The organism is Billgrantia desiderata (genome assembly GCF_900108215.1).
In the GTDB taxonomy this organism is placed as follows: domain Bacteria; phylum Pseudomonadota; class Gammaproteobacteria; order Pseudomonadales; family Halomonadaceae; genus Halomonas; species Halomonas desiderata.
In genome coordinates this window covers 136,098-158,303 of sequence record NZ_FNVC01000003.1, presented here as the reverse complement: position 1 = coordinate 158,303, position 22,206 = coordinate 136,098, and the positions used below count along the sequence as shown (strand labels likewise).

Sequence of the window (22,206 nt, the reverse complement as noted above, 5' to 3'; positions counted from 1 at the left end):
TCGCCCGACGCTCAAAGGCCGGGTAGTAGTCGTAGGTTCAGGCTGAGGTAGCAAAATGTCGTGTTCATACCCTCTAGAAAATCAGCCTGCGTGACGCTTGTCAAGGGTCGCCCTCGTTTTTGGCTTCGTCATCGGCCCGCCGCCACCACTCGATCAAAGCCGGCGGTACCGTCTCCTCGGCCACGGTGAGCCCCCAAAGAGTGGTACCGCTGGCATCCTCCACGCTCAGGCAGAAGCGGCGCCGGTCGGCACCGGGCCCCTCTTCCAGCCCCGCTTCGGCCTCTGCACAGGACAGCAGGCGCCAGAGCTCGTCGCGCTGCGCCTCGCTGACGCGGGCACAGCGGATGCAGCGCGGTCGCGCCAGGCCGGGGAAATGCGCCACGCCCCCCTCGCGACGCAGCCGAACCACACTGGTCGGCGTCAGGGGCGGCGGCTGGCTCACGGCGACACCCCCACGCGCCGCCAGCCTTCGCGCACCGCTGTCGCCTCCCGGCTTGCGGCGCCATAGCGACGCTCGGCGTTGTCATGGGTCAGCGCGGCGAAGGTGACGAAGTCGCTGTCCTGATTCAGGCGGCGATCGACGAGGGTGTCGTACCAGATCCGCCCGGCCCGCTCCCAGGCATGACCGCCCAGTGCCATGGCCACCAGATGAAAGGCGTGATTGGGAATGCCCGAGTTGATGTGCACCCCGCCATGATCCGCTTCGGTGACCACGAAAGCCTCCATGTGATCGGGCTGCGGATCGCGCCCCAGCAGGGGGTCGTCGTAGGCAGTGCCTGGCCTGGCCATGGAGCGCAGGGCGCGGCCGGCGACCCGCTCGGTGAACAGCCCCTTGCCGATCAGCCAGTCCGCCTGGTCGACGCTCTGCCCCAATTCACGCTGCCTGACCAGGCTGCCGAACACGTCGCACAGCGACTCGTTGAGCGCCCCGGACTGCCCCGCATAGGCCAGTGCGGCTTCGTGCTGGATGACGCCATGGGTCAGCTCGTGGGCAATGATGTCCGGGGCGATGGTGAAGCGGTTGAACAGTTCGCCATCACCGTCGCCGAACACCATCTGACGGCCGTCCCAGAAGGCGTTCTCGTAGTCACGACCGTAGTGGACCGTGGCCAGCAACGCCATGCCGTCATCGTCGATGGAGTGCCGTTCGTAGACTTCCCAGAACAGCCGGTAGGTCGCTCCCAGCCCCTGATACGCCTCGTCGACGGCGGGGTCGCCGCTCTCTCCCTGCCCTTCGCGCCTCACCAGCCGGCCGGGCAGCACCTGACGCTGCTCGGCGGAGTGTACGAAGCGAGCCGGCTCGCCGCGCCGGGCGCTGCCCTGCGGCAGGGCCGTGCTGCCCGCCCGGGCGCGAAAGCGGCCGTCCGCCAGCAGGGTCTGGCGTGCACACTCCCGCTGGTGAGCCGAGCCGCTGCTGGCGAGTCGCTCGAGCAGATAGGGCGGCAGAAAGCTGCGCGCCTCCGAGGCTGAATGATCGGTCATCCCTTACTCTCCTTCTGCCACCTGGCTCGGCCATCGAGCCCGCTCATCTGAGCATAGCGGAAGCGCTATTTTTCGCGCCGCTCGAGCATCGCCTCCATGCGTGACAGCTGATCGCGCAGCTGGCGCACGTCGTCGCGCAGGCCGTGCAGCTCCGCCGCCTCGCCCTCGCCGCTCTCCAGCTCGATCTGGATACTCTCCTTCTGCATCACGTCGAGTACGATGCCGATCATCATGTTGAGGAAGATGAAGGCGTTGAGGAAGATGAAGGTGAGGAAGAAGATCCAGGCGTAGGGGTAATGCTCCATGGTGGGATAGAGCACCGCCGTGGCCCAGCTCTCGAAGGTGGCGACCTGGAACAGCGTCAGCATGGCCAGCGAGATGTTGCCCCACAGCCGCTCGTCGACGTCGCTGAACAGGAAGCTGCCGATGGCCGCATAGATGTAGAAGATGATGAACATCAGCAGTGCCACGTAGCCCATGCGCGGGATCGACTTGAACAGCGCCGCCACCAGCAGGCGCAGCTCGGGAATCATCGACACCAGTCGCAGCACGCGGAAGATGCGCAGCAGCCGCGCCAGCAGCACCATCTCGGAATCGTCCATGGGGATCAGGCTGGCGGTGACGATGAGGAAATCGAAGACGTTCCAGCCCTTCTTGAAGAAGTCGGTCAGCCGCCGCTCCGCCGCCATGCGGATCAGGATCTCCACCAGGAAGAAGATCGTGACCGCCACGTCCAGCACCCGCAGCCATTGCTGGAAATGGGTGATCTCGTCGTAGGTTCTCGCCCCGATCAGCAGGGCCGAGAGCACGATGATCGCAATCACCGTGAGTTCGAAGATCTTGTTGGCACGCAGACGCTCGAAGCGCTCGCGCCAGGTATCGAAGGAAGCGCTCATGGACATTCTCGGAAACACGCTCTGGGAAACTCCAACTCGATGCCACTCGCCGGACCGCCGGCCGGGCGCAGCGATGGTATCACGAGCACGAAGCGCGCAACGCCCATCACGGAGAATGGCAACACCGGACGTTACGACAACGAAACCTTTATTCACGCTCCCCGCCTTGTCCTGCTTCCACCCTCCTGCCTACTTTCTAGTCATCACGTGCAAGGGAAGCGCTGATAAATCGGCGAGCGGGATGAAGCACAAGGCGCACGGAGCGCAGAAACCGGAGCCTATGGGCTATAGGTGAGGATTTCGAGCACCGCGCAACGCAGTGATTCGCACGCGCAGACATTTATGAAGTGCTTCCCAAGGAAAAGGAGTTCAGTACATGAGCGATGAGAAGCAACCCCCACAGGAGCAGTCCCACCAGCCCGGCGCCGAGTACAAGATGGACCCGCAGCCGGAGTACATCCACGACAGCTACCGCGGCGCCGACAAGCTCAAGGACAAGGTGGCGATCATCACCGGCGGCGACAGCGGCATCGGTCGTGCCGTGGCGGTGCACTACGCCCGCGAGGGCGCCGACTGCGTCATCGTGCATCTGGAAGAGGACACCGACGCCCGCGACACCCAGCAACTCGTCGAGGCCGAGGGGCGCCGCTGCCTGGTGCTCAAGGGCGACGTGGGCGAGCCATCGTTCTGCGACGAGATCGTCGACAGGACCCTGGCGGAATTCGGCAAGCTCAACATCGTGGTACACAACGCCGCCGAGCAGTACGACTGGGACGACATCACCGAGATCCCCCCGGATCAGCTGCAGCGCACCTTCCAGACCAACGTGTTCAGCCACTTCTACCTGACCAAGGCGGCCCTGCCCCACATGGGCGAGGGTGACAGCATCATCTGCACCTCGTCGATCAACGCCTTCAAGGGCAACCCGACGCTGATCGACTACACCGCCACCAAGGGCGCGATCCAGGGCCTGGTGCGCTCGCTGGCGGTACCGCTGGCCGAGAAAGGGATTCGCGTCAATTCGGTGGCCCCGGGTCCGGTGTGGACGCCGCTGATCCCGGCCAGCTTCGACGCCGAGAAGGTCGCCTCCTTCGGCGGCCAGGTGCCGATGAATCGCGCCGGCCAGCCCTCCGAGATGGGGCCGGCCTACGTCTACCTGGCCTGCGAGGAGTCCTCCTACATGAGCGGCCAGACGCTGCACCTCAACGGCGGCGTGGTGCTGAACACTTGAGCCCGAGCGCCCGACGCACGAAGGCCGCCCCATTCGGGCGGCCTTCGTCGTTCTGGGCGGATCGGAGTCAGCTCAGGTGGTCAGCTCGGCAGGATCCAGCAGTCCGGTGAGTTCCTGGGCGTGGTGGGCGGCCTCGCGCCCGCGCGGGGTCAGGTAGCCACCGTCGGCCTGGGTCACCAAGCCCTTCTCATACAGCCGCTCGGCGGCGGCCACAGCGCTGGGAGATGCGCTACCGGCATGCACCTTGAGGCCTGCCTGGGTGGTATCGAGGTTGTACAGGCAGAGCAGGTTCAGCTCGTCCAGCAGCTCGGCGGAGAAATGCGCTTGGGCCATGGCGACCTCCGATTCAATGGGGTTCTTCGAAGGTACGCCAGTTCCCACTGCGGCACCAGTGCTCTCGCCTTACCCCTTTCGTCGGTTAGCCCGCGCGGCTGTCGTCCTCCAGATCCCCTTCGCGATAGCCCATCAGGTAGAGCACGGCGTCGATGCCCAGCGTCGAGATCGACTGGCGCGCCTGGCTGCGCACCAGGGGCTTGGCGCGGAAAGCGATGCCGAGACCGGCGGCCGCCAGCATCTTGAGATCATTGGCGCCGTCGCCCACGGCGATGGTCTGTTCCATGGCGAGCCCCTCGCGGGCGGCGATCTCGCGCAGCAGCTCGGCCTTGCGGCTGGCATCCAGGATCGGCTCGCGCACCTCGCCGGTGACCTTGCCATTCTCGATCACCAGCTCGTTGGCGTGGATCTCGTCGAAGCCGAGCGTCTCCTGCAGGTGGCGGGCGAAGTAGGTGAAGCCGCCGGAGAGAATCGCGGTGCGGTAGCCCAGGCGCTTGAGGTGCTTCATCAGCCGCTCGACGCCATCCATCAGCGGCAATTCTTCGGCGATCTCGGCCAGCACCGCTTCGTCCAGCCCCTTGAGCTTGGCCATGCGCTCGCGGAAACTCTGCTGGAAATCGAGCTCGCCGCGCATGGCGCGCTCGGTCACCGCTGCCACTTCTTCGTAGACGCCATGACGACGGGCCAGCTCGTCGATCACCTCGGCCTGGATCAGGGTCGAGTCCATGTCGAAGCAGACCAGGCGACGGTGGCGGCGCCAGATCGAGTCCTCCTGGATGGCGATGTCGACGCCGTGCATGGCGCCCAGCGCCAGGGCCTTCTCGCGCAGGCTGTCGAGATCGATCTCCTCGCCGCGCAGCCAGCACTCCACGCAGGAGCCGAAGCGCGGCACGCCGCCGTCCAGCGGTTCACGGCCCGAGAGACGATGGATCAGCTCCACGGTGAGGCCGTGCTCGGCGGTCAGCGCCCCCACCTCGGCCAGGATGCCGGCGGGCAGGTGCGGTGCCAGCAGCGTCAGGATCAGTCGCGGTTCGCTGGCCTGGCTACTCCAGCGCTGGTAGTCCTCGGCGCTGACCTGGATCGCCTGCACGTCGAGGCCCAGGCTGTCGCCCACCTCGTTGAGCGCCCCTTCCAGGTCGCTGTCGTGCTCGAGGCCGACCAGCGCCTCCAGCGAGACCATGCCGAAGGTCACGCTCTGATTGATGTCGAGCAGCCGCGCGCCGCTGCGCGCCAGGGCCTGGCCCAGGCCGGCCAGCTGGCCGGGTCGTGCCGCGCCGGTGGCGCGGATCAGCAGTCGTCGTGTCATTCCCCACTCTCCAGGCGGTCGACCTTCTGCAGGCCGCGAGGCAGCTTGCTGCCGCGTCGACCGCGCTCGCCGCGATAATAGTCCAGTTCGGCGTCTTTCAGCGTCAGATGCCGCTTGCCGGCATGGATGATCAGTGACGCCCCCGCGGGCAGCAGCGCGATGTCGCGCACCAGCTCCTCGCGTCGGGCGGCGCGGGCGCCGGGAATGTCGATCATCTTGTTGCCCTTGCCCTTGGCCAGCTCGGGCAGCTGCTCGAGCGGGAACAGCAGCAGTCGCCCTTCGTTGGAGACCGCCGCCACCCAGATGTCCTCGCCCTCAGGCACGCGCACCGGCGCCATCACACGGCAGCCCTTGGGCACCGAGAGCACCGCCTTGCCCGACTTGTTCTTGCCGATCAGCTCCTCGAGCTTGGCCACGAAACCGTAGCCGCCGTCGCTGGCCAGCAGGTAACGACTCTCGGGCGGAGCCAGCATCAGTCCGGCCATGTGCGCACCGGCCACCACGTTGACCCGGCCGGTGACCGGCTCGCCCTGGCTGCGGGCGCTGGGCAGGTTATGGGCGGCCAGGGTATAGGCACGGCCGGTGTCGTCGAGCAGCACCAGCGGCTGGTTGGTCTTGCCGCGAGCGGCCAGGGCAAAGCGGTCGCCGGACTTGTAGGAGAGCCCTTCCGGATCGATGTCGTGACCCTTGGCGGCACGGATCCAGCCCTTCTCGGAGAGCACCACGGTGATGGGGTCGGCGCCCATCAGCTCGACCTCGGAGAGCGCCTTGGCCTCCTCGCGCTCGACGATGGGCGAACGGCGCTCGTCGCCGTGCTCGCGGGCGGCTTCGCGCAGCTCCTCCTCGATCAGGTCGGTGAGCTTGGCCTCGCTGCCGAGCAGCTCCTTGAGGCGCTTGCGCTCGGCTTCCAGCGCGTCCTGCTCGCCGCGGATCTTCATCTCCTCGAGCTTGGCCAGGTGGCGCAGACGCAGCTCGAGGATCGCCTCGGCCTGGCGGTCGGAGAGGCCGAAGGCGGCCATCAGCGCGCTCTTGGGCTCGTCCTCCTCGCGGATGATGCGGATCACCTCGTCGATGTTGAGGTAGGCGACCAGCAGGCCCTCGAGAATGTGCAGGCGGTCCTCGACCTTGCCCAGACGATGCTCCAGGCGCCGGCGCACGGTCTTGCGACGGAAACTGAGCCACTCACCGAGCATGTCGGGCAGCGGCATCACCCGCGGCCGGCCGTCGAGACCGATCACGTTGAGGTTGACGCGGATGTTCTTCTCGAGGTCGGTGGTGGCGAACAGGTGCGCCATCATCGCCTCGATGTCGACGCGGTTGGAGCGCGGTTCGATCACCAGCCGGGTCGGCTCCTCGTGGGTCGACTCGTCGCGCAGGTCGTCGACCATGGGCAGCTTCTTGGCCTGCATCTGGGCGGCGATCTGCTCGAGCACCTTGGAGCCACTGACCTGGTAGGGCAACGCGGTGACCACCACCTTGCCCTCTTCCATCACGTAGCGCGCGCGCAGCTTCACCGAGCCGCGGCCGCTCTCGTAGAGCTTGTGCAGGTCGTCGCGGGACGTGATGATCTCCGCCGCGGTGGGGAAGTCCGGCGCCGGAAGGTGCTGCATCAGCTCGGCGGTGGTGGCCTCGGGATGGCGCAGCAGGTGGCAGGTGGCCTCGACCACTTCGTTCACGTTGTGCGGCGGAATGTCGGTGGCCATGCCCACGGCGATGCCGGTACCGCCGTTGAGCAGCACGTGGGGCAGACGCGCCGGCAGCACCACCGGCTCATTCATGGTGCCGTCGAAGTTGGGGGTCCAGTCGACGGTGCCCTGGCCCAGCTCGGCGAGCAGCACTTCGGCGAACCTGGAGAGCCGCGATTCGGTGTAGCGCATCGCCGCGAACGACTTGGGATCGTCGGGGCTGCCCCAGTTGCCCTGGCCGTCCACCAGCGGGTAGCGATAGCTGAACGGCTGCGCCATCAGCACCATCGCCTCGTAGCAGGCGCTGTCGCCGTGGGGGTGGAACTTGCCCAGCACATCGCCGACGGTACGCGCCGACTTCTTGTACTTGGCGCTGGCGTTCAGCGCCAGCTCGCGCATGGCGTAGACGATGCGCCGCTGCACCGGCTTCATGCCGTCGCCGATGTGGGGCAGCGCCCGGTCGAGGATGACGTACATCGAGTAGTCGAGGTACGCCTTCTCGGTGTATTCGCGCAGCGAGAGGCGCTCGACGTCGCCCTCCGCCACCTGGATATCCATGGTCATAAGGGGATCAGACCTCTATGTCTGCGAGGTTGCCATAATCTTCGAGCCAGCTTTTGCGGTCGGCGGCGCGCTTCTTGGCCAGCAGCATGTCCATCATCTCCATGGTGCCGTCGCCGACCTCGCGGGTGAGCTGTACCAGGCGCCGGGTCTCCACCGCCATGGTGGTCTCGCGCAGCTGCAGCGGGCTCATTTCGCCGAGGCCCTTGAAGCGCTGTACGTTGGGCGTGCCGCGCTTGCCCTCGAGCTTGCGCAGGATCGCCGCCTTCTCGCTCTCATCCAGGGCGTAGTGCACCTCCTTGCCCAGGTCGATGCGGTAGAGCGGCGGCATGGCGACGTAGACGTGGCCGGCATCCACCAGCGCCGGGAAGTGGCGCACGAACAGCGCGCACAGCAGCGTGGCAATGTGCAGGCCGTCGGAGTCGGCGTCGGCGAGGATGCAGATCTTGTGGTAGCGCAGCTGACTGAGGTCGTCGCTGCCCGGGTCCATGCCCACCGCCACGGCGATGTCGTGAACCTCCTGGGAGCCGTAGATGTCGTGGCTGTCGACCTCCCAGGTGTTGAGGATCTTGCCGCGCAGCGGCAGGATCGCCTGGGTCTCGCGGTTGCGCGCCTGCTTGGCGCTGCCGCCGGCCGAGTCGCCCTCGACCAGGAACAGCTCGCTCTGGGCCGGGTCCTGACCGGAGCAGTCGGCCAGCTTGCCGGGCAGCGCGGGGCCGGCGGTGACCTTCTTGCGCGCCACCTTCTTGGCGCTCTTCTGGCGCCGCTGGGCAGCGCTGATCACCAGCTCGGCCAGGGCCTCGGCCTGATCGACGTGGTGATTCAGCCACAGCGAGAAGGCGTCCTTCACCACGCTGGAGACGAATGCCGCCACCGTGCGCGAGGAGAGGCGCTCCTTGGTCTGGCCGGCGAACTGCGGGTCGAGCATCTTCACCGACAGCACGTAGGCGACGCGCTCCCACAGGTCCTCGGCGGTGAGCTTGACCCCCCGCGGCAACAGGTTGCGGTATTCGCAGAACTCGCGCAGCGCCTCGAGCAGGCCCGAGCGCAGCCCGTTGACGTGGGTGCCGCCCTGGGGCGTGGGAATCAGGTTGACGTAGCTCTCCATCAGCGTCTCGCCGCCTTCGGGCAGCCACTGCACCGCCCAGTCCACCGCCTGCTCGTCGTCGGCGAAGTGCCCCACCAGGGGCGAAGCCGGCAGCACCTCGAAGCCGTCGGTGGCCTGGGCCAGGTAGTCGCGCAGGCCATCCTCGTACTGCCACACGCTCTCGGCGCCGTCGGCCTCCACCAGGGTGACCTTGAGCCCCGGGCACAGCACCGCCTTGGCCCGCAGCAGATGCTTGAGCCGCCCTATGGCCAGTTTCGGGCTGTCGAAATAGGACTCGTCGGGCCAGAAGCGCACCAGGGTGCCGGTGGTGCGCTTGGCCACGCTGCCGATCTCGGCCAGCTCCGAGACCTTGTCGCCGTGCTCGAAGGCCATGGCGTGGCGGGCGCCGTCGCGCATCACCTCGACCTCCAGACGGCGCGACAGGGCATTCACCACCGACACCCCGACGCCGTGCAGACCGCCGGAGAAGCGATAGCTGGACTGGGAGAACTTGCCGCCGGCATGCAGCCGGGTGAGGATCAGTTCGATCCCGGAGACGCCGTGCTCGGGGTGGATGTCGATCGGCATGCCGCGGCCGTCGTCGGCCACCTCGATACCGCCATCCTCCAGCAGGCGCACGCTGACTTCCCGGGCATGGCCGGCCAGTGCCTCGTCGACGCTGTTGTCGATGACTTCCTGAGCCAGGTGGTTGGGGCGGGTGGTGTCGGTGTACATGCCGGGGCGCTTGCGCACCGGATCGAGACCGGAGAGTACTTCGATTGAGCTGGCACTGTACTGTGTCATGCGTGTCCCAAAGCCATTACGAATTCGATTGCGCTCCCAGCGTGATCTCTGCGCATCCCTGTCGCCCGCCCTGCTGCCGCGCGGTTCACCCCTGCCGGCATGATACCCGTTCCGGCGGCAGGTCGTGTCCACCATGGGCCAGGATAGCCGGCAGATACGTCTCCAGGGCGCGGAACACATGGTCGCCGCCCGGGTGCAGCACGGTCCTGGCACCCCGATAGAGCGCAAAGGCGTCCGCCGGATCCAGCGTCTCGTCGGCGCTGCCCAGCAGCAGCAGATAGCGCTCGGGCGTCACCCGCTGCGGCGTCAGTGCATCGAGTTCCTGGCGATGAGCCGTCTCGATGGTGAAGCGCTCGCCGGTATGCTCGTTGACGAAGGCTTCGCCGACCCACTCCGATACCAGCCGCGCCGGTCGTACCGCCGGATTGATCAACACGGCGCGAAGGTCGTGACGCTCGGCCAGGCAAGTGACCAGGAAACCGCCCATGGAGCTGCCCACCAGCAGCGGCCTCTCCCCCAGCCCCTGCAGTAGCGCCTCGGCCTGCTGCAGAGCCGCCAAGGGCCGATGCGACAGCTGCGGCGTCTCGCAGGGTAGCGCCAGGACGGCACAGGCGGCGCGCATCAGCACCGCCTTGGGTGAGCCGTAGCCGCTGTTGAAGCCATGCAGATAGAGCACACCGCTGGCCGGTGGCGCTGCCAGCGGCGTGCTCAGCATACCCAAGCCACTGTATACATTACCAGCCCTACTGCAGCCTGGTACGGATATCGCTTCAACGCTCACCCTCCTGCTCGGCGCGCCACACCGCTTCGATCAGCGCCCGGCTCGAGGCATCCATTCTGTCGAGGCCGTCGCGCTCGGCCAGGATCCGTTCGGTCTCGCCGGCGATCTGCTTGCCCAGCTCCACCCCCCACTGATCGAACGGGTTGATGCCCCAGATGGCGGCCTGGACGAACACCTTGTGCTCGTAGAGTGCGATCAGCGCCCCCAACGTGGCGGGCGTCAGGCGGTCGAGCAGCAGCGTGGTGGAGGGCTGGTTGCCGCGGTAGCGCTTGTGTCCGGGCCGCTCGCCCGGCTCGTCGATGGCGTCGTCGCCGAGCATCAGCAGGCGCGACTGAGCGAAACAGTTGGCCAGCGTCAGACGATGCTGGGCCATCAGGTGATCGCGGGTCGCCGCGTCCTCGACGTCGTCGTAGCGCGTGAGCGGTGCGATGAAATCGCACACCACCGGCTGGGTGCCCTGGTGCAGCAGCTGGTAGAAGGCGTGCTGGGCGTTGGGGCCGAGCTGCCCCCACAGCACCGGACAGGTGGAGTAGCTCACCTGACGGCCATCATGGGTGGCCGACTTGCCGTTGGACTCCATCTCCAACTGCTCGAGATAGGCGGCGAAGTGCTCCAGGCGACCGTCGTAGGGCAGGATCGAGTGGGCGCGGATATCGAGGAAATTGACGTTCCAGATCCCCGCCAGGGCCAGCAGCACCGGCAGGTTGTCGGCCAGAGGCGCCTGGGCGAAGTGCTCGTCCATGGCATGGGCGCCAGCCAGCAGCTCGCGGAAGTTGGCCATGCCGATCACCAGGGCGATGGGCAGCCCGATGGCGCCCCACAGCGAGTAGCGGCCGCCGACCCACTCCCAGAACAGCAGTTGGTTGGCCTCGGCGATGCCCCACTCGCTCATCTTCTCGGGCTTGGCCGAGACGCCGACGAAGTGCTGACGCATCACCATGGCTTCGTCCACGTCCTTGCCATCCTCCACCAGCCGCGCCATCAGCCAGTCGCGGGCGGTGCGCGCGTTGGACAGCGTATCGATGGTGGTGAAGGACTTCGACGAGATCACGAACAGCGTGGTCTCGGGGTTGAAGCGGGTGAGGTAGTCGGCAAGCTGCGAGCCATCCATGGTCGAGGCGAAGTGCACCTCGACGTGATGGGCATCGGCGGGGCGATAGTCGGCCAGGGCGTGGGTCACCATCAGCGGGCCCAGGTCGGAGCCGCCGACGCCGAGATTGACCACGTCGTGAATCGGCCGGCCGGTGGCGCCGCGCCACTGGCGGGCATGCAGCCGCTCGACCATGGTCGCCATGCGATCCAGGGTGGCGTGCACGCCGGGCACCACGTCCTCGCCCTCGACGAGTAGCGAGGCCTCGGGGGGCAGGCGCAGCGCCGTGTGCAGCGCCGGACGATCCTCGCTGACGTTCACGTGCGCACCGCTCAATAGTGCCTGAATGCCTTCCGGCACCCCGGCCTCTCGCGCCAGGTCCAGCAGCAGCGCAAGCGTGGCATCGCTCCAGCGCTGCTTCGACAGATCGAGGGTCAGCCCCGCCGCCCGTCGCGTGAAAGCGCTGCCTCGCGTCTGGTCGACGAACAGCTGGCGCAGGTGAGCGCCGCGCATCTCCTCGGCATGTTCCATCAGCCGCTGCCAGGCACCGGTCCGGTCGATGGGTGCTTGGTTCATGGCAATCCTCCTTGACGTCTTGCGGGAGCCGCCGCATCAGGCAAGGCTCCCGTCGAAACTGGGCAAAGTTCCACCGCTCTCAGGCTAGCCTTGTATCCGCCTGTAAATCCACCGCTGCGTCGCTGTGGCGCTATCCGTGCAGCCGGCCGGCAGCAAGCGTAGAATGTCCGCCTGTTCCACGCTACCGGCCTGACCTGCTCATGAGTGACGCATCTTATCGTGACGCGATCTTTTCGACACCCCTGGACCGGGTGGCGCGCTTCTCCTTCGACGAGCAGGTGGTGGCCTGTTTTCCCGACATGATCCGTCGCTCGGTGCCCGGCTACGGCCAGATTCTGGGCATGTTGGGGCTGATCGCGGCCCGCCACCTGCGCCACGGCGCTCACGTCTACGACCTGGGCTGCTCGCTGGGCGCCGCCAGCCTGGCCCTGGCCGGCCAGCTGCCGCCGGACGCCTTCCGGCTGACCGCGGTGGACCTCTCCCCGGCCATGGTGGAGCGTGCCCGCGAGACCCTCGCCGCGGAGTGTCCCGAACACGCCATCGAGGTGATCGAGGGCGATATCCGTGCCCTCGACTATTGCCCCTCGGGTCTGGTGATCCTCAACTTCACCCTGCAGTTTCTGCCCCCCGAGGATCGCGAAGCCCTGCTCGCTCGACTCTATGCCGCGCTGGAACCGGGCGGAGTGCTAGTACTCTCGGAAAAGGTGGTCGATCCCGACGAACGCGACAACGCCTGGCGGGTGGAGCGCTACCACGACTTCAAGCGCGCCAACGGCTACAGCGAGCTGGAGATCAGCCAGAAGCGTACGGCGCTGGAGAACGTGCTGGTGCCGGACACTCTGGAAGCCCACCATGCGCGCCTGGCGCGGGCCGGCTTCCCGCGCTCGCTGACCTGGTTCCAGTACCTCAACTTCGCCTCGCTGATCGCGTTCAAGGAGGCCTGAGGTGGCGATCCCTGCCGAACACCGCCCGCTCTATCGCGCCTTCATCGATCAGGGGCTGGACTCCTGGCTCGCCCGCCTGCCGGAACAGCTGGCCCGCGGCCTCGACCGCAAGCGCTACGGCGATCTGCCGGCCTGGGAGAAGGCGGTGGCCAAGCTGCCCGACCTGCCCGAGGCTCGCGACGTCCGGTTGGACGTCGATACCGTAACGGTGGATTGCCCCCTCGACGACAGCCGGCGGCGCCAGTGCGAGAACCTGCTGCGCAAGCTCGCGCCGTGGCGCAAGGGCCCCTACCGGCTCGCCGACATTCACATCGACACCGAGTGGCGCTCCGACTGGAAGTGGCAGCGAGTCTCCCCCCACCTGGCTCCGCTGACCGGCAGGCGGGTGCTCGACGTGGGCGGCGGCAGCGGCTACCACGCCTGGCGCATGGCCGGCGCCGGTGCCGCCTTCGTGCTGGTGATCGACCCCTCGCCGCGCTTCTATTACCAGTTCCAGGCGCTGCGTCACTTCGTCGGCGATGCCGACGGCGGCCGCACCCTCTTCCTGCCGGTGGGCATCGAGGACGTGCCCGAACGGCTCGAGTTCTTCGACACGGTGTTCTCCATGGGCGTGCTCTACCACCGCCCTTCCCCGCTGGAGCATCTGCTGCAGCTGAAGGACGCCCTGCGCCCCGGCGGTGAGCTGGTGCTGGAGACACTGGTGGTGGAAGGCGACGCCACCACGGTGCTGCTACCCGGCGAGCGCTACGCCGCCATGCCCAATGTCTACTTCCTGCCGTCGTCCCTGGCGCTGTGCCAGTGGCTCGAGCGCTGCGGCTTCGTCAACGTGCGGGTGGTGGACGAAGCATTCACCTCCCTGGAGGAGCAGCGCTCTACCGAGTGGATGACCTTCCAGTCGCTGGCCGACTTCCTCGATGCGCACAATCCGAACAAGACCCGCGAGGGCTACCCCGCCCCGCGCCGCGCGGTGGTGATGGCCAACCGGCCCAGATGAGGATCCCCTATCGGAACATCTCCAGCAGGGTGGCATGCCAGATGGATGGCGGGATCTCTCCCATCTTACCCAGGACTCGACGCTTGTCGATGCAGCGCAGCTGATCGAGCAGTATCCGTGCCGGCTTGCCCTGAAAGCGCAGAGCGGGTCGGCAGCCAAGTGGCTGCCCCATGCTGGTGACCGGTGCCACGATGATTCTGGGCAGCGCGGCATTCATGTCGTCGGGCGAGATGACCAGCGCGGGTCGGGTCTTGCGGACCTCGGTGCCTATCGTCGGATCGAGGTTGACCCAGTAGACCTCGCCACGGCGGATATCGCGACCTACCACTGCCACTCATCCTCATCCACCTCGGCTTCGACCTGATCCTCCCAGGCCGCCTCGTCGCGACTGGCATCATAACCATTGAACCAGTGACGGCGCGGCTGCTTGACGGGCTCGACCACCAGCCGCTGCCCCTCCAGGTGAATCTCGACCTCATCACTGATCCCCAGCTCAGCCAGCATGGCCGCCGGAATCAGCACGCCTTTCGAATTGCCGATCTTCCTGAGATGTGTGCGCATTTCACGCCTCCAGCCTCGCCGCAGTAGTAATAACTTAGTTATTACTCCCAGCCTGCCAGGATGTCAACGCCGCAGGATCACCAGCCAGCGCCCCAGGTTGAGGATGCTGGCCAGCGACGCCGCCACATAGGTGAAGGCACAGGCGGTAAGCACGAACAGGAAGGGGGCGGCCATCATCAGTACCGCGCCGAGTTTCTCGGCCTGCCGGGCCACTGCCACCAGGCGGGTTCGGGCCAGCAAGGGCGCATACCCTTGATGATGCTGGATGGCGTGGCCCACCTCGTGGGCCGCCATCGTCACTGCGGTAAGCGAGCGTCCGCCGTAGGCCTCCGGCGAGAGCCGCACCCGGCGCGCCTCGGGGTCGTAGTGAACTACTCCCCTTGTAATGAACTACTCTCCTTGTGTAGCGCTCTGCCCGAGGATCCGGACATGATCAAAGCATCATGTTGGGATCGTCCCTATCGAGACGGGTGAAATCCAGCATCCACTTGGGATACATGCGCGGCGGCTCGCTGACCGCATCCAGCCCGGCCACTTCCTCGGGCGTTAGCGACCACGCCACGGTATTGAGGTTGTCCTTGAGCTGCTCCGGCCTGGTGGCGCCAATCAGCACCGAGCTCACCGCCGGCTTGCGCAGCAGGTAGTTGAGTGACACCTGGGCAGGGCTTACGTCGCGCTCAGTCGCGATTCGCTGCACTTCGTCCAAAATGGCGTAGGCGCGGTCCTCGTCGAGCTGGAGGAAGTTCTGTTCTTCCCGGCTACGGCGGCCTTCGTGGGCCTTCGGGTTGTCGCGCGGGTACTTGCCGGTCAGGAAGCCCCCGGCCAGCGGCGACCAAGGCGTCAGCCCCAGGCCCTGGTCCTCGCACAGCGGCACCAGTTCATATTCCACGTCGCGGGCAACGAGTGAGTAGTGGGCCTGCAGCGAGATGAACTTCTCCAGGTGCTTGCGCTCGGAGATCGACAGCGCCTTCATGAGCTGCCAGGCGAAGTAGTTGGAGCAGCCCAGATAGCGCACTTTGCCCTGTCGCACCAGGTCATCGAGCGCCGAGAGGGTTTCCTCCAGCGGCGTCATGAAATCGAAGCTGTGCACGATGTAGAGATCGATGTAGTCGGTGGCCAGACGCTTCAGACTGTTCTCGCAGCTCTGGATGATGTGGTGTCGGCTCAGACCCACGTCGTTGATGTTGGCACTCATGCGGCCACGCACCTTGGTGGCCAACACCACCTGATCACGCTTGCCCTTCAGGGTCTTGCCGAGAATCTCCTCCGAGAGGCCGTGGGAATAGACATCCGCCGTATCAAAGAAATTGATGCCGCCGTCGAAGGCGATATCGATCAGGCGCTGCGCCGCCGCCTGATCCAGGCCACCGACCACTTCCCAGTAGCCCTTGGCACCAAACGACATCGTGCCGAAGCACAATTCCGATACCAGCAGCCCGGATTGACCCAGTTGACGATATTGCATGACCACTCTCCTTTTTATCAAAAGACTCGTGTTCAGCCCCGTTGCCGATCGAAACCGACAGACAACGACTCAACCGCTTGACCATCATGAAACGCGACAGGTGTCTTGTACGACTATATCGTGTGCGATATGATTGTCAATGCATCATCTTCAGGAGCACACGCGATGAACATCCTCTATGAAGCCCATGCCTCGGCCACCGGCGGCCGCAGCGGCCACGTGACCACCGACGATGGCGCGCTGGACTTTCAATTGAGCCTGCCCAAGAGCCTTGGCGGCAGTGGCGGCACAGGCACCAACCCCGAGCAGCTGTTCGCCGCCGGCTATGCCGCCTGCTTCGAGAACGCGCTGATCCACGTCGCCCGGCAGCAGAAGATCACCCTGGAGGGAACCCGCGTCGACGCCACGGTGGGCATCGGGCCCAATGACCAGGGCGGTTTCGCGCTGGCGGTCAAACTGGCGGTGACCGTGCCCGGACTGCCGCGGGAACAGGCCCAGGCGCTGGTGGACCAGGCGCATGCCGTCTGTCCGTATTCCAATGCCGTACGCGGTAACGTCGACGTCGCGCTGGAGCTGCGCTGAGCCTTCCCCGGAGAATGCCATGAGCGAATTTCATCATTTTCAGGCCCGCTCTCTGCGCGGCGAGCCGGTTCAGCTTTCCCGGTACGTCGGGCAGGTAGCGCTGGTCGTCAACACCGCCAGCAAATGCGGCTTTACGCCCCAGTACGCGGGCCTGGAGTCCCTGTATCGCAAATACGCCGATGAGGGCTTCGTGGTGCTGGGCTTTCCCTGCAACCAGTTCGGCAATCAGGAGCCCGGCGACACCGATACCATCGAAGGCAGTTGCCTTGTCAACTACGGCGTGAGCTTCCCGATGTTCGAGAAGGTCGAGGTCAAGGGGCCCAACGCGCATCCGCTGTTCAAGTGGTTGAGCATGCAGCTCCCTGGCCTCGTCGGTCGCCAGATCAAGTGGAATTTCACCAAGTTCCTGATCGGCCGGGACGGTCAGCCGCTGCGCCGCTTCGCCCCGACCACGCCTCCGGACAAGAACGATCAGCACCTTGCCAAGGCTCTCGGAGCGGCCTGAGATGGAGAGACGGTCACCATCAGCACCTCCCGGCGATGCCCTGCCCGAGGATCCGCTGCGCCTCGATCTTCAGTTGTGCTTTCGCCTGTACGCCGCCTCGCGTCTGATCACGCGGCTCTATCAGCCCATGCTGGAGCCGCACGGGCTGACCTACCCGCAGTACATCGTGCTGATGATCCTGTGGGAAGAGGCGCCCTGCTCGGTGTCTCGCATCGGCGCGCGCGCCCTGCTTAACACCAACACCCTGACTCCGCTGCTCAAGCGGCTCGAACAGCAGGGTCTGGTGCAGCGTCAGCGCCGCCAAGATGATGAACGCATCGTCGAGATTCACCTGACCGAGGCCGGCCATGCGCTGCGCTCACACTGCGACTGCATTCCCGCCGAAATCGCCAGCGCCACACATTTACCGCTCGAAAAGGCCATGGCGCTCGCCACACTACTGGATGAGTTGCTAGCCGGGTTGCGTGATCCATCGCTGGTTGCACTGACGGCCGAATGACTGATCACCCGAAGGTCGAGCGAGGCGACCTCCGGGTGGGTCGAGAATGGCTTATGCCGAACAGGCCGGATAGTCCGTGTAGCCTTTTTCTCCCGGCGTATAAAAACTCTCCATGTCCGGCGCGTTGAGCGGCAGGTTCTCGCGCCAGCGCCGGGGCAGATCCGGATTGGCCAAAAAGGCGCGCCCCACCGCAATCAGCTCCGCCCTGCCGGCATCGAGATCCGCCTGGGCGCGCCGGGGATCGTAGCCGCCGGACAGGATGATCGCCCCCCCGAAAGCCTCGCGCATGGCGTCCTTGATGCGCTCCGGCACCTCCGGCGCGCCCATGGCCAAGTGATCCACGATGTGCAGATAGGCGAGCCCGAGCTTGCCGAGTTGCCCGGCGAGATACGTGTAGTCCGCGTCCATCTCGGGATAAGGCGGCATGTCGTTGAACACGCCGTGGGGCGAGAGGCGGATGCCGACCCTTGAGGCGTCGATGGCCTCGGCCGCGGCCCTGGCGACCTCCAGCACGAAGCGGGCGCGGTTCTCGATGGGCCCGCCATAGGCATCCGTGCGCCGGTTGGAGGTGGGGCGAATGAACTGCTCCAGCTGATAGCCATTGGCCGCGTGCAACTCGATCCCATCGAAACCTGCCGCCATCGCGTTCTTCGCTGCCTGAACGAACTCCTCGCGGGTATCGGCAATCTCATCGGGGCGCATCTCATGGGGCACAGGATGCGGTTGCGGGCCGGCGTTGTCGGTGTGGATTTCGCCGGCGGCGGCGATTGCCGAAGGCGCCATCAGCCGCGCACCCTCCGGCAGGTTGTTCGGATGGCCGATGCGTCCGGTATGCATGAGCTGGGCGAAGATTTTCCCGCCCTTTGCATGCACCGCGTCGGTGATGGCCTTCCAGCCCTGTACCTGTGCGTCGGAGAACAGTCCGGGGATGCGCGGATACCCCAGGCCGTTGGGTGAAGGGCTGGTGCCCTCGGTGACGATCAGGCCGGCCGAAGCGCGCTGGGCGTAGTAGTCGGCCATCAGGGCGTTGGGGAGGTTGCCGATGGCGCGGTTGCGCGTCATCGGCGCCATCACGATGCGGTTCTGCAACTGATGGCCCGCAACCGTTGCCGGTGAGAATAAATCCCGCTCGTTACGACTCATGTTTTTCTTCTCCTTTGACGATGATGTTGATTTTGGATCACCCGAATCGAAAGGGAATTAAGCTCGAGTCTTTTTGCACAGCTCGGAACACTAACGGCCATGGGCACCCAAACCGCGGGTCAGCCGTGTCTCCGATCCGGTGCCGGCTCTGATCAGCGCTGCGTGATGCCAGCCTCGCGAGCCGGGTCGTCGGACCCGTCATGCTTGCTGGCGGGCAGGTCAGTCTCGGTTCCGGCGCGGGGCTCGGCCTCCGTCGGTGCCGGCGCCCGCATCGCCCCGGTCTCGATCGCGCGCTTGCGCGTGTACAGGAACCGCACGAGCTCGTATTCGAACGGCGACCCGCTCTCGTAATAGCGGAACGAAATCCGCGAACGGGCGTCGATGGCTAATACCGTGCCCAGCACCAGCGCCGAGTCGCCGCTGTACAGATCGGCGACGTTCACCGAACGGTCGATGCCCAGATCGACGCCGGCGCCCAGGCCGTCGCGCAGTGTCGATGGCCCCAGTATCGGCAGCACCAGGTAGGGCCCCTGACCGACGCCCCACCGGCCCAGCGTGTCACCGAAGCTGGTCGGGTGCGGCGACAGCCCGAAGCGGTCGGCCACGTCGAACAGCCCGGCGATCCCGAGCGTGGAGTTGATCAGGAAGCGTCCAGCGGTACGCACGCTTTGGCCGGGGCGCGCCTGCAGCAGGTGGTTGGCGGTGTTGCCGATCTCGCCGAGGTTGCTGAAAAAGTTGCCGATGCCGGTGCGCACCTCGCGGGGGACGACGCGGCGATAACCGGCCGCGACGGGCAGGTGGATCGCCTCGTCGAAGCGGGCATTGAAGCGGTAGACGCCGCGGTTGAACCGGTGCCACGGGTCCCAGGTGTCGAGTGTCGCGCCGAGGTCGGCTGGTGGCGCTGCGGCGGCATCCTCGGGGTCGCCGGAGCCGTCCGGGGACGGAACCTCGCTCGCCCCGGCGGCCACGGGGCCGGGATCAGCTGGCGGCGGGGCGGGCGCGGTACTGCCGGGCATCGATGCCGGCGTCGCGCAACCGGCCAGCAGCCCGATCAGCACCAGGACCGCTGCTCGGTACCCCTGCGTCCCGCTCATGGCTGCCCCTCCTCAGGCGGCCATCGGCCCGCGAGCATCGCCAGCATGTCCTCGATCTGGCGGCGCTCGCCGAGGTTGCCGAGGTGGCCTCCGCTGTCGTAGACGACGATGCGTTCGCCAAGGGTTTCCTCGAGCCAGGCGAGCTCGTCGGCGCCGAGGATCAGGTCGTCGGCGTTGTGCTGCACGTAGTAGTCGGGCCCGTCGCGCAAGGCGTCAGCGATGAGTGTGAGGCTGTTGTCGCGGATCAGCCGTTCGCGCGTCCAGTGCGGGCGGGCATCGAGGTAGAAGGGCGCGAACACGCGCTCGAAGTACTCGCGAAAGGACATCGTGCGAAGCTCGCGCAGGTATCCGTCGAGGCTGTCGCGGACGCGCGGCGGGCGCGCGGGGTCGACGACCACGCCGCTGCGCGCGAACAGGTCGCCGGCAAAGAACAGGTCGATCAGCGCGAGCCGGAACGAGAGCGCGATAGCCGCCGCGAACTCGTCGTCACTGGTCAGCAGCCGTGAGGCGGCGGCGAACAGGAACGATTCGTCAATCGCGACCGTGTCGGACTGCCGGTAGAGCGCAGACAGGTCAGCATACAGTCGCTGGTAGAAGCGCTCGATCGCGTCATCGTTGGCGCCGATGGCACGCTCGAACAGCCGGTCGAGGCGCTCGACCGATGCGAACAGGCTGACCGGCGGGTTGATCATCACCACCCGGTGCACATCCAGCGGCGCCAGCCCGTCGTCCTGGGCCTTGATCACCGCCGCGTGACTACCGCCCAGGCTGTAACCCACCGCGTGCAGCCCCGTGATCTCGGTACCGCGCGGCAAGTGCTGCAGCGACTGGTGGATCGCGCGACGCAGATCGAGGGCATCCTGCGTAAGATCGCCGCCGACCCCGGTGTCCGACGCCGCGACGAGGAAACGCGGCGAGGTCGGAGACGGTACCGTCAGCACGTGGTAGCCGGCCGCGTACAGCGCCCGACGCAGCAGCCGCTGACTGGCGGTGTTCGCGCCGCCGCCGGTGCCGGCGATCACGACGACCAGCTCGGCCGGCTCGGGCTGCAGTGACGCCCACACGCGCAATTTGCGATTGAACCAGTAGAGATCTGGCGTGGGTCGAGCGCCATCGACGCGGAAAGCGATCTCGCGTGCCGGGACGCGCTCGGGCAGCTCGGCGAGCGCGTCGTCGTCGGGTCCGAACACCGTCGCGCGCAGCCCCGCGGAGGTGATCAGCCCCTCGGAGACGCCGCCGGCCGGATAGGAGTCGGGCACGACAGGTGTGTCGGCGGCGCCGGCGGTCGCCGTCGCGGTCGAGAGCAGCAGGCCGACGAGGAGCCCACGCCACGCAACTGTCTGGGTGGCCCGGGGTTTCTTGGTCGGCAACACGGCTGCTCCATCACTCATGCGACAAAATGGCCCTCAACCGTCACGGCAAAGTGATTCAAATGCCAGCATACACCGCTTCTCCTAGCATGTTCAGGCCATGGCGCCGATGGTACGGCGGAAACGCAGGAGCGCGAGGCCGAACAGCGCCGACCCGATGGCGGCGATGGCGAGGAACTGCGGCCAGACGACCGCCAAACCGGCACCCCGGTAGAGGATCGCCTGGGCCAGCATCACGAAGTGGGTGTTGGGCGCGGCCAGCATCACGAACTGGACGAACTCCGGCATGCTCTCGCGCGGCGTGGAGCCGCCCGATAGCATCTGCAGCGGCAGCAGCACCAGCATGAGCAGCAGGGCGAACTGGGGCATGGAGCGGGCGACGGTGCCGAGAAAGATGCCCATGGAGGTGGTGGCGAACAGATGCAGCGCCGCCCCGGCCAGGAACAGCGACAGTGAGCCTTCGATCGGCACCGCAAGCAAGCCCTGCACCACCACGGTCAGGGCGACCGCTGTGGCGGCCAGCACGACCAGCCCCATCGCCCAGACCTTGCTCGTCATGATCTCGAAGGGGGTGACCGGCATGACCAACAGGTGTTCCACGGTGCCGTGCTCGCGTTCGCGGATCAGTGCCGCGCCGGTGAGCACGATGGAGAGCATGGTCACGTTGCTGATGACCTCCATGATGGCCCCGAACCAGGATTGATCGAGTTCGGGATTGAAACGCGCGCGCAGCGCCAGTTCGACCGGCAACTCCGCCACGTCGCCATAGCGCTGTGCGAAGGCGCGCACCTCGTCGCCGACGATGGCCTGGACATAGCCGCTGCCGGTGAAGGCCTGGCTCATGCGCGTGGCGTCGACGTTGAGCTGGATGGTCGGGCGCCGCCCGGCCAGCAGGTCGCGCTGGAAATTGGGCGGGATGTCCAGGGCGAAGGTCGCCAGCCCGGCGTCCAGGCGCGCGTCCATCTCGGCCTGATCGATCAGCTCGGGGGGCATGAAATAGGGTGGATAAAAGGCGCTGACGATGCGCCACGACAGCGGCGACTGATCCTCGTTGACGATGGCGATCGGCGCCTTGTTGAGGGTTTCCGGCATGGCCGTGGCGGCGGTGTAGATGCCGACCGTGAAGGCATAGGTGATCAGCACCAGCATGATCGGGTCGCGGACGAGGCTGCGCAGTTCCTTGATGCCCAGGTGCAGGATATTGGTCAGGCGCATGT

The 22,206-nt window shown here is 66.4% G+C and carries 22 protein-coding genes and 1 pseudogene; 6 read left to right on the top strand and 17 right to left on the bottom strand.

From position 1 onward, the window contains the following. Positions 1 to 100: 100 nt before the first annotated feature. From C4S71_RS04705 to C4S71_RS04695, 3 genes are all read right to left on the bottom strand, one after another. Entirely contained in the window at positions 101 to 442 is a 342-nt protein-coding gene (locus C4S71_RS04705; protein ID WP_103968368.1) for a protealysin inhibitor emfourin, read from the bottom strand. Further along, positions 439 to 1,482 carry a M4 family metallopeptidase gene (locus C4S71_RS04700; protein WP_103968367.1) on the bottom strand — a complete coding sequence of 348 codons (1,044 nt, stop codon included), beginning with the start codon at positions 1,480 to 1,482 and terminating at the stop codon, positions 439 to 441. Before C4S71_RS04700 ends, C4S71_RS04705 begins: the two co-directional genes overlap by 4 nt. A 65-nt stretch (positions 1,483 to 1,547) precedes the next feature. Next, entirely contained in the window at positions 1,548 to 2,378 is an 831-nt protein-coding gene (locus tag C4S71_RS04695) for an ion transporter (protein WP_103968448.1), read from the bottom strand. Positions 2,379 to 2,754: 376 nt separating this feature from the next. Between C4S71_RS04695 and C4S71_RS04690 the strand changes: the two genes are divergently transcribed. After that, a complete protein-coding gene (locus tag C4S71_RS04690) occupies positions 2,755 to 3,609 on the top strand; it encodes an SDR family oxidoreductase (protein ID WP_103968366.1) in 855 nt (284 codons plus the stop codon). 72 nt (positions 3,610 to 3,681) lie between these two features. Here C4S71_RS04690 and C4S71_RS04685 read toward each other — a convergent pair whose 3' ends face one another. The 6 genes from C4S71_RS04685 to pgi all read right to left on the bottom strand — a co-directional run bounded on the left by C4S71_RS04685 (position 3,682) and on the right by pgi (position 11,832). After that, the gene (locus tag C4S71_RS04685; RefSeq protein ID WP_103968365.1) at positions 3,682 to 3,942 is read right to left on the bottom strand and encodes a TIGR02647 family protein; all 261 of its coding nucleotides are present in this window, start codon (positions 3,940 to 3,942) and stop codon (positions 3,682 to 3,684) included. Positions 3,943 to 4,027: 85 nt separating this feature from the next. Beyond that, the gene (gene serB, locus C4S71_RS04680; RefSeq protein ID WP_086511903.1) at positions 4,028 to 5,248 is read right to left on the bottom strand and encodes a phosphoserine phosphatase SerB; all 1,221 of its coding nucleotides are present in this window, start codon (positions 5,246 to 5,248) and stop codon (positions 4,028 to 4,030) included. Next, entirely contained in the window at positions 5,245 to 7,497 is a 2,253-nt protein-coding gene (parC, locus tag C4S71_RS04675; RefSeq protein WP_086511904.1) for a DNA topoisomerase IV subunit A, read from the bottom strand. Before parC ends, serB begins: the two co-directional genes overlap by 4 nt. 7 nt (positions 7,498 to 7,504) lie before the next feature. Next, positions 7,505 to 9,385, bottom strand: coding sequence for a DNA topoisomerase IV subunit B (parE, locus tag C4S71_RS04670; RefSeq protein ID WP_103968364.1), 1,881 nt, complete (start codon positions 9,383 to 9,385; stop codon positions 7,505 to 7,507). Between the two features lie 85 nt (positions 9,386 to 9,470). Further along, positions 9,471 to 10,100: a YqiA/YcfP family alpha/beta fold hydrolase gene (locus tag C4S71_RS04665; protein ID WP_086511906.1), complete on the bottom strand. Its 630-nt coding sequence runs from the start codon at positions 10,098 to 10,100 to the stop codon at positions 9,471 to 9,473. A gap of 55 nt (positions 10,101 to 10,155) precedes the next feature. Continuing rightward, a complete protein-coding gene (pgi, locus tag C4S71_RS04660) occupies positions 10,156 to 11,832 on the bottom strand; it encodes a glucose-6-phosphate isomerase (RefSeq protein WP_103968363.1) in 1,677 nt (558 codons plus the stop codon). 200 nt (positions 11,833 to 12,032) lie between these two features. Here pgi and cmoA point away from each other — a divergent pair, with 200 nt between their 5' ends. Continuing rightward, positions 12,033 to 12,776 (top strand): carboxy-S-adenosyl-L-methionine synthase CmoA, encoded by a 744-nt coding sequence (gene cmoA / locus C4S71_RS04655; protein WP_086511908.1) that lies wholly within the window; start codon positions 12,033 to 12,035, stop codon positions 12,774 to 12,776. Position 12,777: 1 nt separating this feature from the next. Continuing rightward, positions 12,778 to 13,770, top strand: coding sequence for a tRNA 5-methoxyuridine(34)/uridine 5-oxyacetic acid(34) synthase CmoB (gene cmoB, locus C4S71_RS04650; protein WP_103968362.1), 993 nt, complete (start codon positions 12,778 to 12,780; stop codon positions 13,768 to 13,770). Between the two features lie 7 nt (positions 13,771 to 13,777). Here cmoB and C4S71_RS04645 read toward each other — a convergent pair whose 3' ends face one another. The 4 genes and pseudogenes from C4S71_RS04645 to C4S71_RS04630 all read right to left on the bottom strand — a co-directional run bounded on the left by C4S71_RS04645 (position 13,778) and on the right by C4S71_RS04630 (position 15,796). Beyond that, positions 13,778 to 14,104, bottom strand: a complete 327-nt coding sequence (locus C4S71_RS04645) for a type II toxin-antitoxin system PemK/MazF family toxin (protein ID WP_200825229.1) — start codon at positions 14,102 to 14,104, stop codon at positions 13,778 to 13,780. Beyond that, complete coding sequence (locus C4S71_RS04640) at positions 14,092 to 14,331, bottom strand: AbrB/MazE/SpoVT family DNA-binding domain-containing protein (protein WP_103968360.1); 240 nt, start codon at positions 14,329 to 14,331, stop codon at positions 14,092 to 14,094. The genes C4S71_RS04645 and C4S71_RS04640 overlap by 13 nt, the downstream gene beginning before the upstream one ends. A gap of 63 nt (positions 14,332 to 14,394) precedes the next feature. Next, positions 14,395 to 14,700 (bottom strand): annotated as a pseudogene (locus C4S71_RS04635) (zinc metallopeptidase); the annotation flags it as partial. 64 nt (positions 14,701 to 14,764) lie between these two features. Next, the gene (locus tag C4S71_RS04630) at positions 14,765 to 15,796 is read right to left on the bottom strand and encodes an aldo/keto reductase (protein WP_103968359.1); all 1,032 of its coding nucleotides are present in this window, start codon (positions 15,794 to 15,796) and stop codon (positions 14,765 to 14,767) included. 165 nt (positions 15,797 to 15,961) lie between these two features. Between C4S71_RS04630 and C4S71_RS04625 the strand changes: the two genes are divergently transcribed. From C4S71_RS04625 to C4S71_RS22865, 3 genes are read left to right on the top strand one after another with little or no spacing between them, the layout of a single operon-like run. Continuing rightward, a complete protein-coding gene (locus C4S71_RS04625; protein WP_103968358.1) occupies positions 15,962 to 16,378 on the top strand; it encodes an organic hydroperoxide resistance protein in 417 nt (138 codons plus the stop codon). Positions 16,379 to 16,397: 19 nt separating this feature from the next. Beyond that, complete coding sequence (locus C4S71_RS04620) at positions 16,398 to 16,883, top strand: glutathione peroxidase (protein ID WP_103968357.1); 486 nt, start codon at positions 16,398 to 16,400, stop codon at positions 16,881 to 16,883. A gap of 1 nt (position 16,884) precedes the next feature. Beyond that, complete coding sequence (locus C4S71_RS22865; protein ID WP_103968356.1) at positions 16,885 to 17,382, top strand: MarR family winged helix-turn-helix transcriptional regulator; 498 nt, start codon at positions 16,885 to 16,887, stop codon at positions 17,380 to 17,382. 51 nt (positions 17,383 to 17,433) lie between these two features. Here the strand turns inward: C4S71_RS22865 and C4S71_RS04610 are convergent, their stop codons facing one another. The 4 genes from C4S71_RS04610 to C4S71_RS04595 all read right to left on the bottom strand — a co-directional run bounded on the left by C4S71_RS04610 (position 17,434) and on the right by C4S71_RS04595 (position 22,204). Then, a complete protein-coding gene (locus tag C4S71_RS04610; RefSeq protein ID WP_103968355.1) occupies positions 17,434 to 18,525 on the bottom strand; it encodes an alkene reductase in 1,092 nt (363 codons plus the stop codon). A gap of 152 nt (positions 18,526 to 18,677) precedes the next feature. Beyond that, on the bottom strand, positions 18,678 to 19,619 hold the full coding sequence (locus tag C4S71_RS04605; RefSeq protein ID WP_103968354.1) for an MlaA family lipoprotein: 942 nt from the start codon (positions 19,617 to 19,619) through the stop codon (positions 18,678 to 18,680). Then, a complete protein-coding gene (locus C4S71_RS04600) occupies positions 19,616 to 20,992 on the bottom strand; it encodes an alpha/beta fold hydrolase family protein (protein WP_146064582.1) in 1,377 nt (458 codons plus the stop codon). Before C4S71_RS04600 ends, C4S71_RS04605 begins: the two co-directional genes overlap by 4 nt. 90 nt (positions 20,993 to 21,082) lie before the next feature. Beyond that, positions 21,083 to 22,204 carry an ABC transporter permease gene (locus C4S71_RS04595; RefSeq protein ID WP_103968352.1) on the bottom strand — a complete coding sequence of 374 codons (1,122 nt, stop codon included), beginning with the start codon at positions 22,202 to 22,204 and terminating at the stop codon, positions 21,083 to 21,085. Positions 22,205 to 22,206: the final 2 nt, after the last annotated feature.

Bases quoted from the DNA above. Each gene is read 5' to 3' on its own strand.
- C4S71_RS04700 (WP_103968367.1), bottom strand. From the start codon at position 1,482: ATGACCGATCATTCAGCCTCGGAGGCGCGCAGCTTTCTGCCGCCCTAT.
- C4S71_RS04695 (WP_103968448.1), bottom strand. From the start codon at position 2,378: ATGAGCGCTTCCTTCGATACCTGGCGCGAGCGCTTCGAGCGTCTGCGT.
- C4S71_RS04690 (WP_103968366.1), top strand. From the start codon at position 2,755: ATGAGCGATGAGAAGCAACCCCCACAGGAGCAGTCCCACCAGCCCGGC.
- C4S71_RS04685 (WP_103968365.1), bottom strand. From the start codon at position 3,942: ATGGCCCAAGCGCATTTCTCCGCCGAGCTGCTGGACGAGCTGAACCTG.
- serB (WP_086511903.1), bottom strand. From the start codon at position 5,248: ATGACACGACGACTGCTGATCCGCGCCACCGGCGCGGCACGACCCGGC.
- parC (WP_086511904.1), bottom strand. From the start codon at position 7,497: ATGACCATGGATATCCAGGTGGCGGAGGGCGACGTCGAGCGCCTCTCG.
- parE (WP_103968364.1), bottom strand. From the start codon at position 9,385: ATGACACAGTACAGTGCCAGCTCAATCGAAGTACTCTCCGGTCTCGAT.
- C4S71_RS04665 (WP_086511906.1), bottom strand. From the start codon at position 10,100: ATGCTGAGCACGCCGCTGGCAGCGCCACCGGCCAGCGGTGTGCTCTAT.
- pgi (WP_103968363.1), bottom strand. From the start codon at position 11,832: ATGAACCAAGCACCCATCGACCGGACCGGTGCCTGGCAGCGGCTGATG.
- cmoA (WP_086511908.1), top strand. From the start codon at position 12,033: ATGAGTGACGCATCTTATCGTGACGCGATCTTTTCGACACCCCTGGAC.
- C4S71_RS04640 (WP_103968360.1), bottom strand. From the start codon at position 14,331: ATGCGCACACATCTCAGGAAGATCGGCAATTCGAAAGGCGTGCTGATT.
- C4S71_RS04630 (WP_103968359.1), bottom strand. From the start codon at position 15,796: ATGCAATATCGTCAACTGGGTCAATCCGGGCTGCTGGTATCGGAATTG.
- C4S71_RS04625 (WP_103968358.1), top strand. From the start codon at position 15,962: ATGAACATCCTCTATGAAGCCCATGCCTCGGCCACCGGCGGCCGCAGC.
- C4S71_RS04620 (WP_103968357.1), top strand. From the start codon at position 16,398: ATGAGCGAATTTCATCATTTTCAGGCCCGCTCTCTGCGCGGCGAGCCG.
- C4S71_RS22865 (WP_103968356.1), top strand. From the start codon at position 16,885: ATGGAGAGACGGTCACCATCAGCACCTCCCGGCGATGCCCTGCCCGAG.
- C4S71_RS04610 (WP_103968355.1), bottom strand. From the start codon at position 18,525: ATGAGTCGTAACGAGCGGGATTTATTCTCACCGGCAACGGTTGCGGGC.
- C4S71_RS04605 (WP_103968354.1), bottom strand. From the start codon at position 19,619: ATGAGCGGGACGCAGGGGTACCGAGCAGCGGTCCTGGTGCTGATCGGG.
- C4S71_RS04595 (WP_103968352.1), bottom strand. From the start codon at position 22,204: ATGCGCCTGACCAATATCCTGCACCTGGGCATCAAGGAACTGCGCAGC.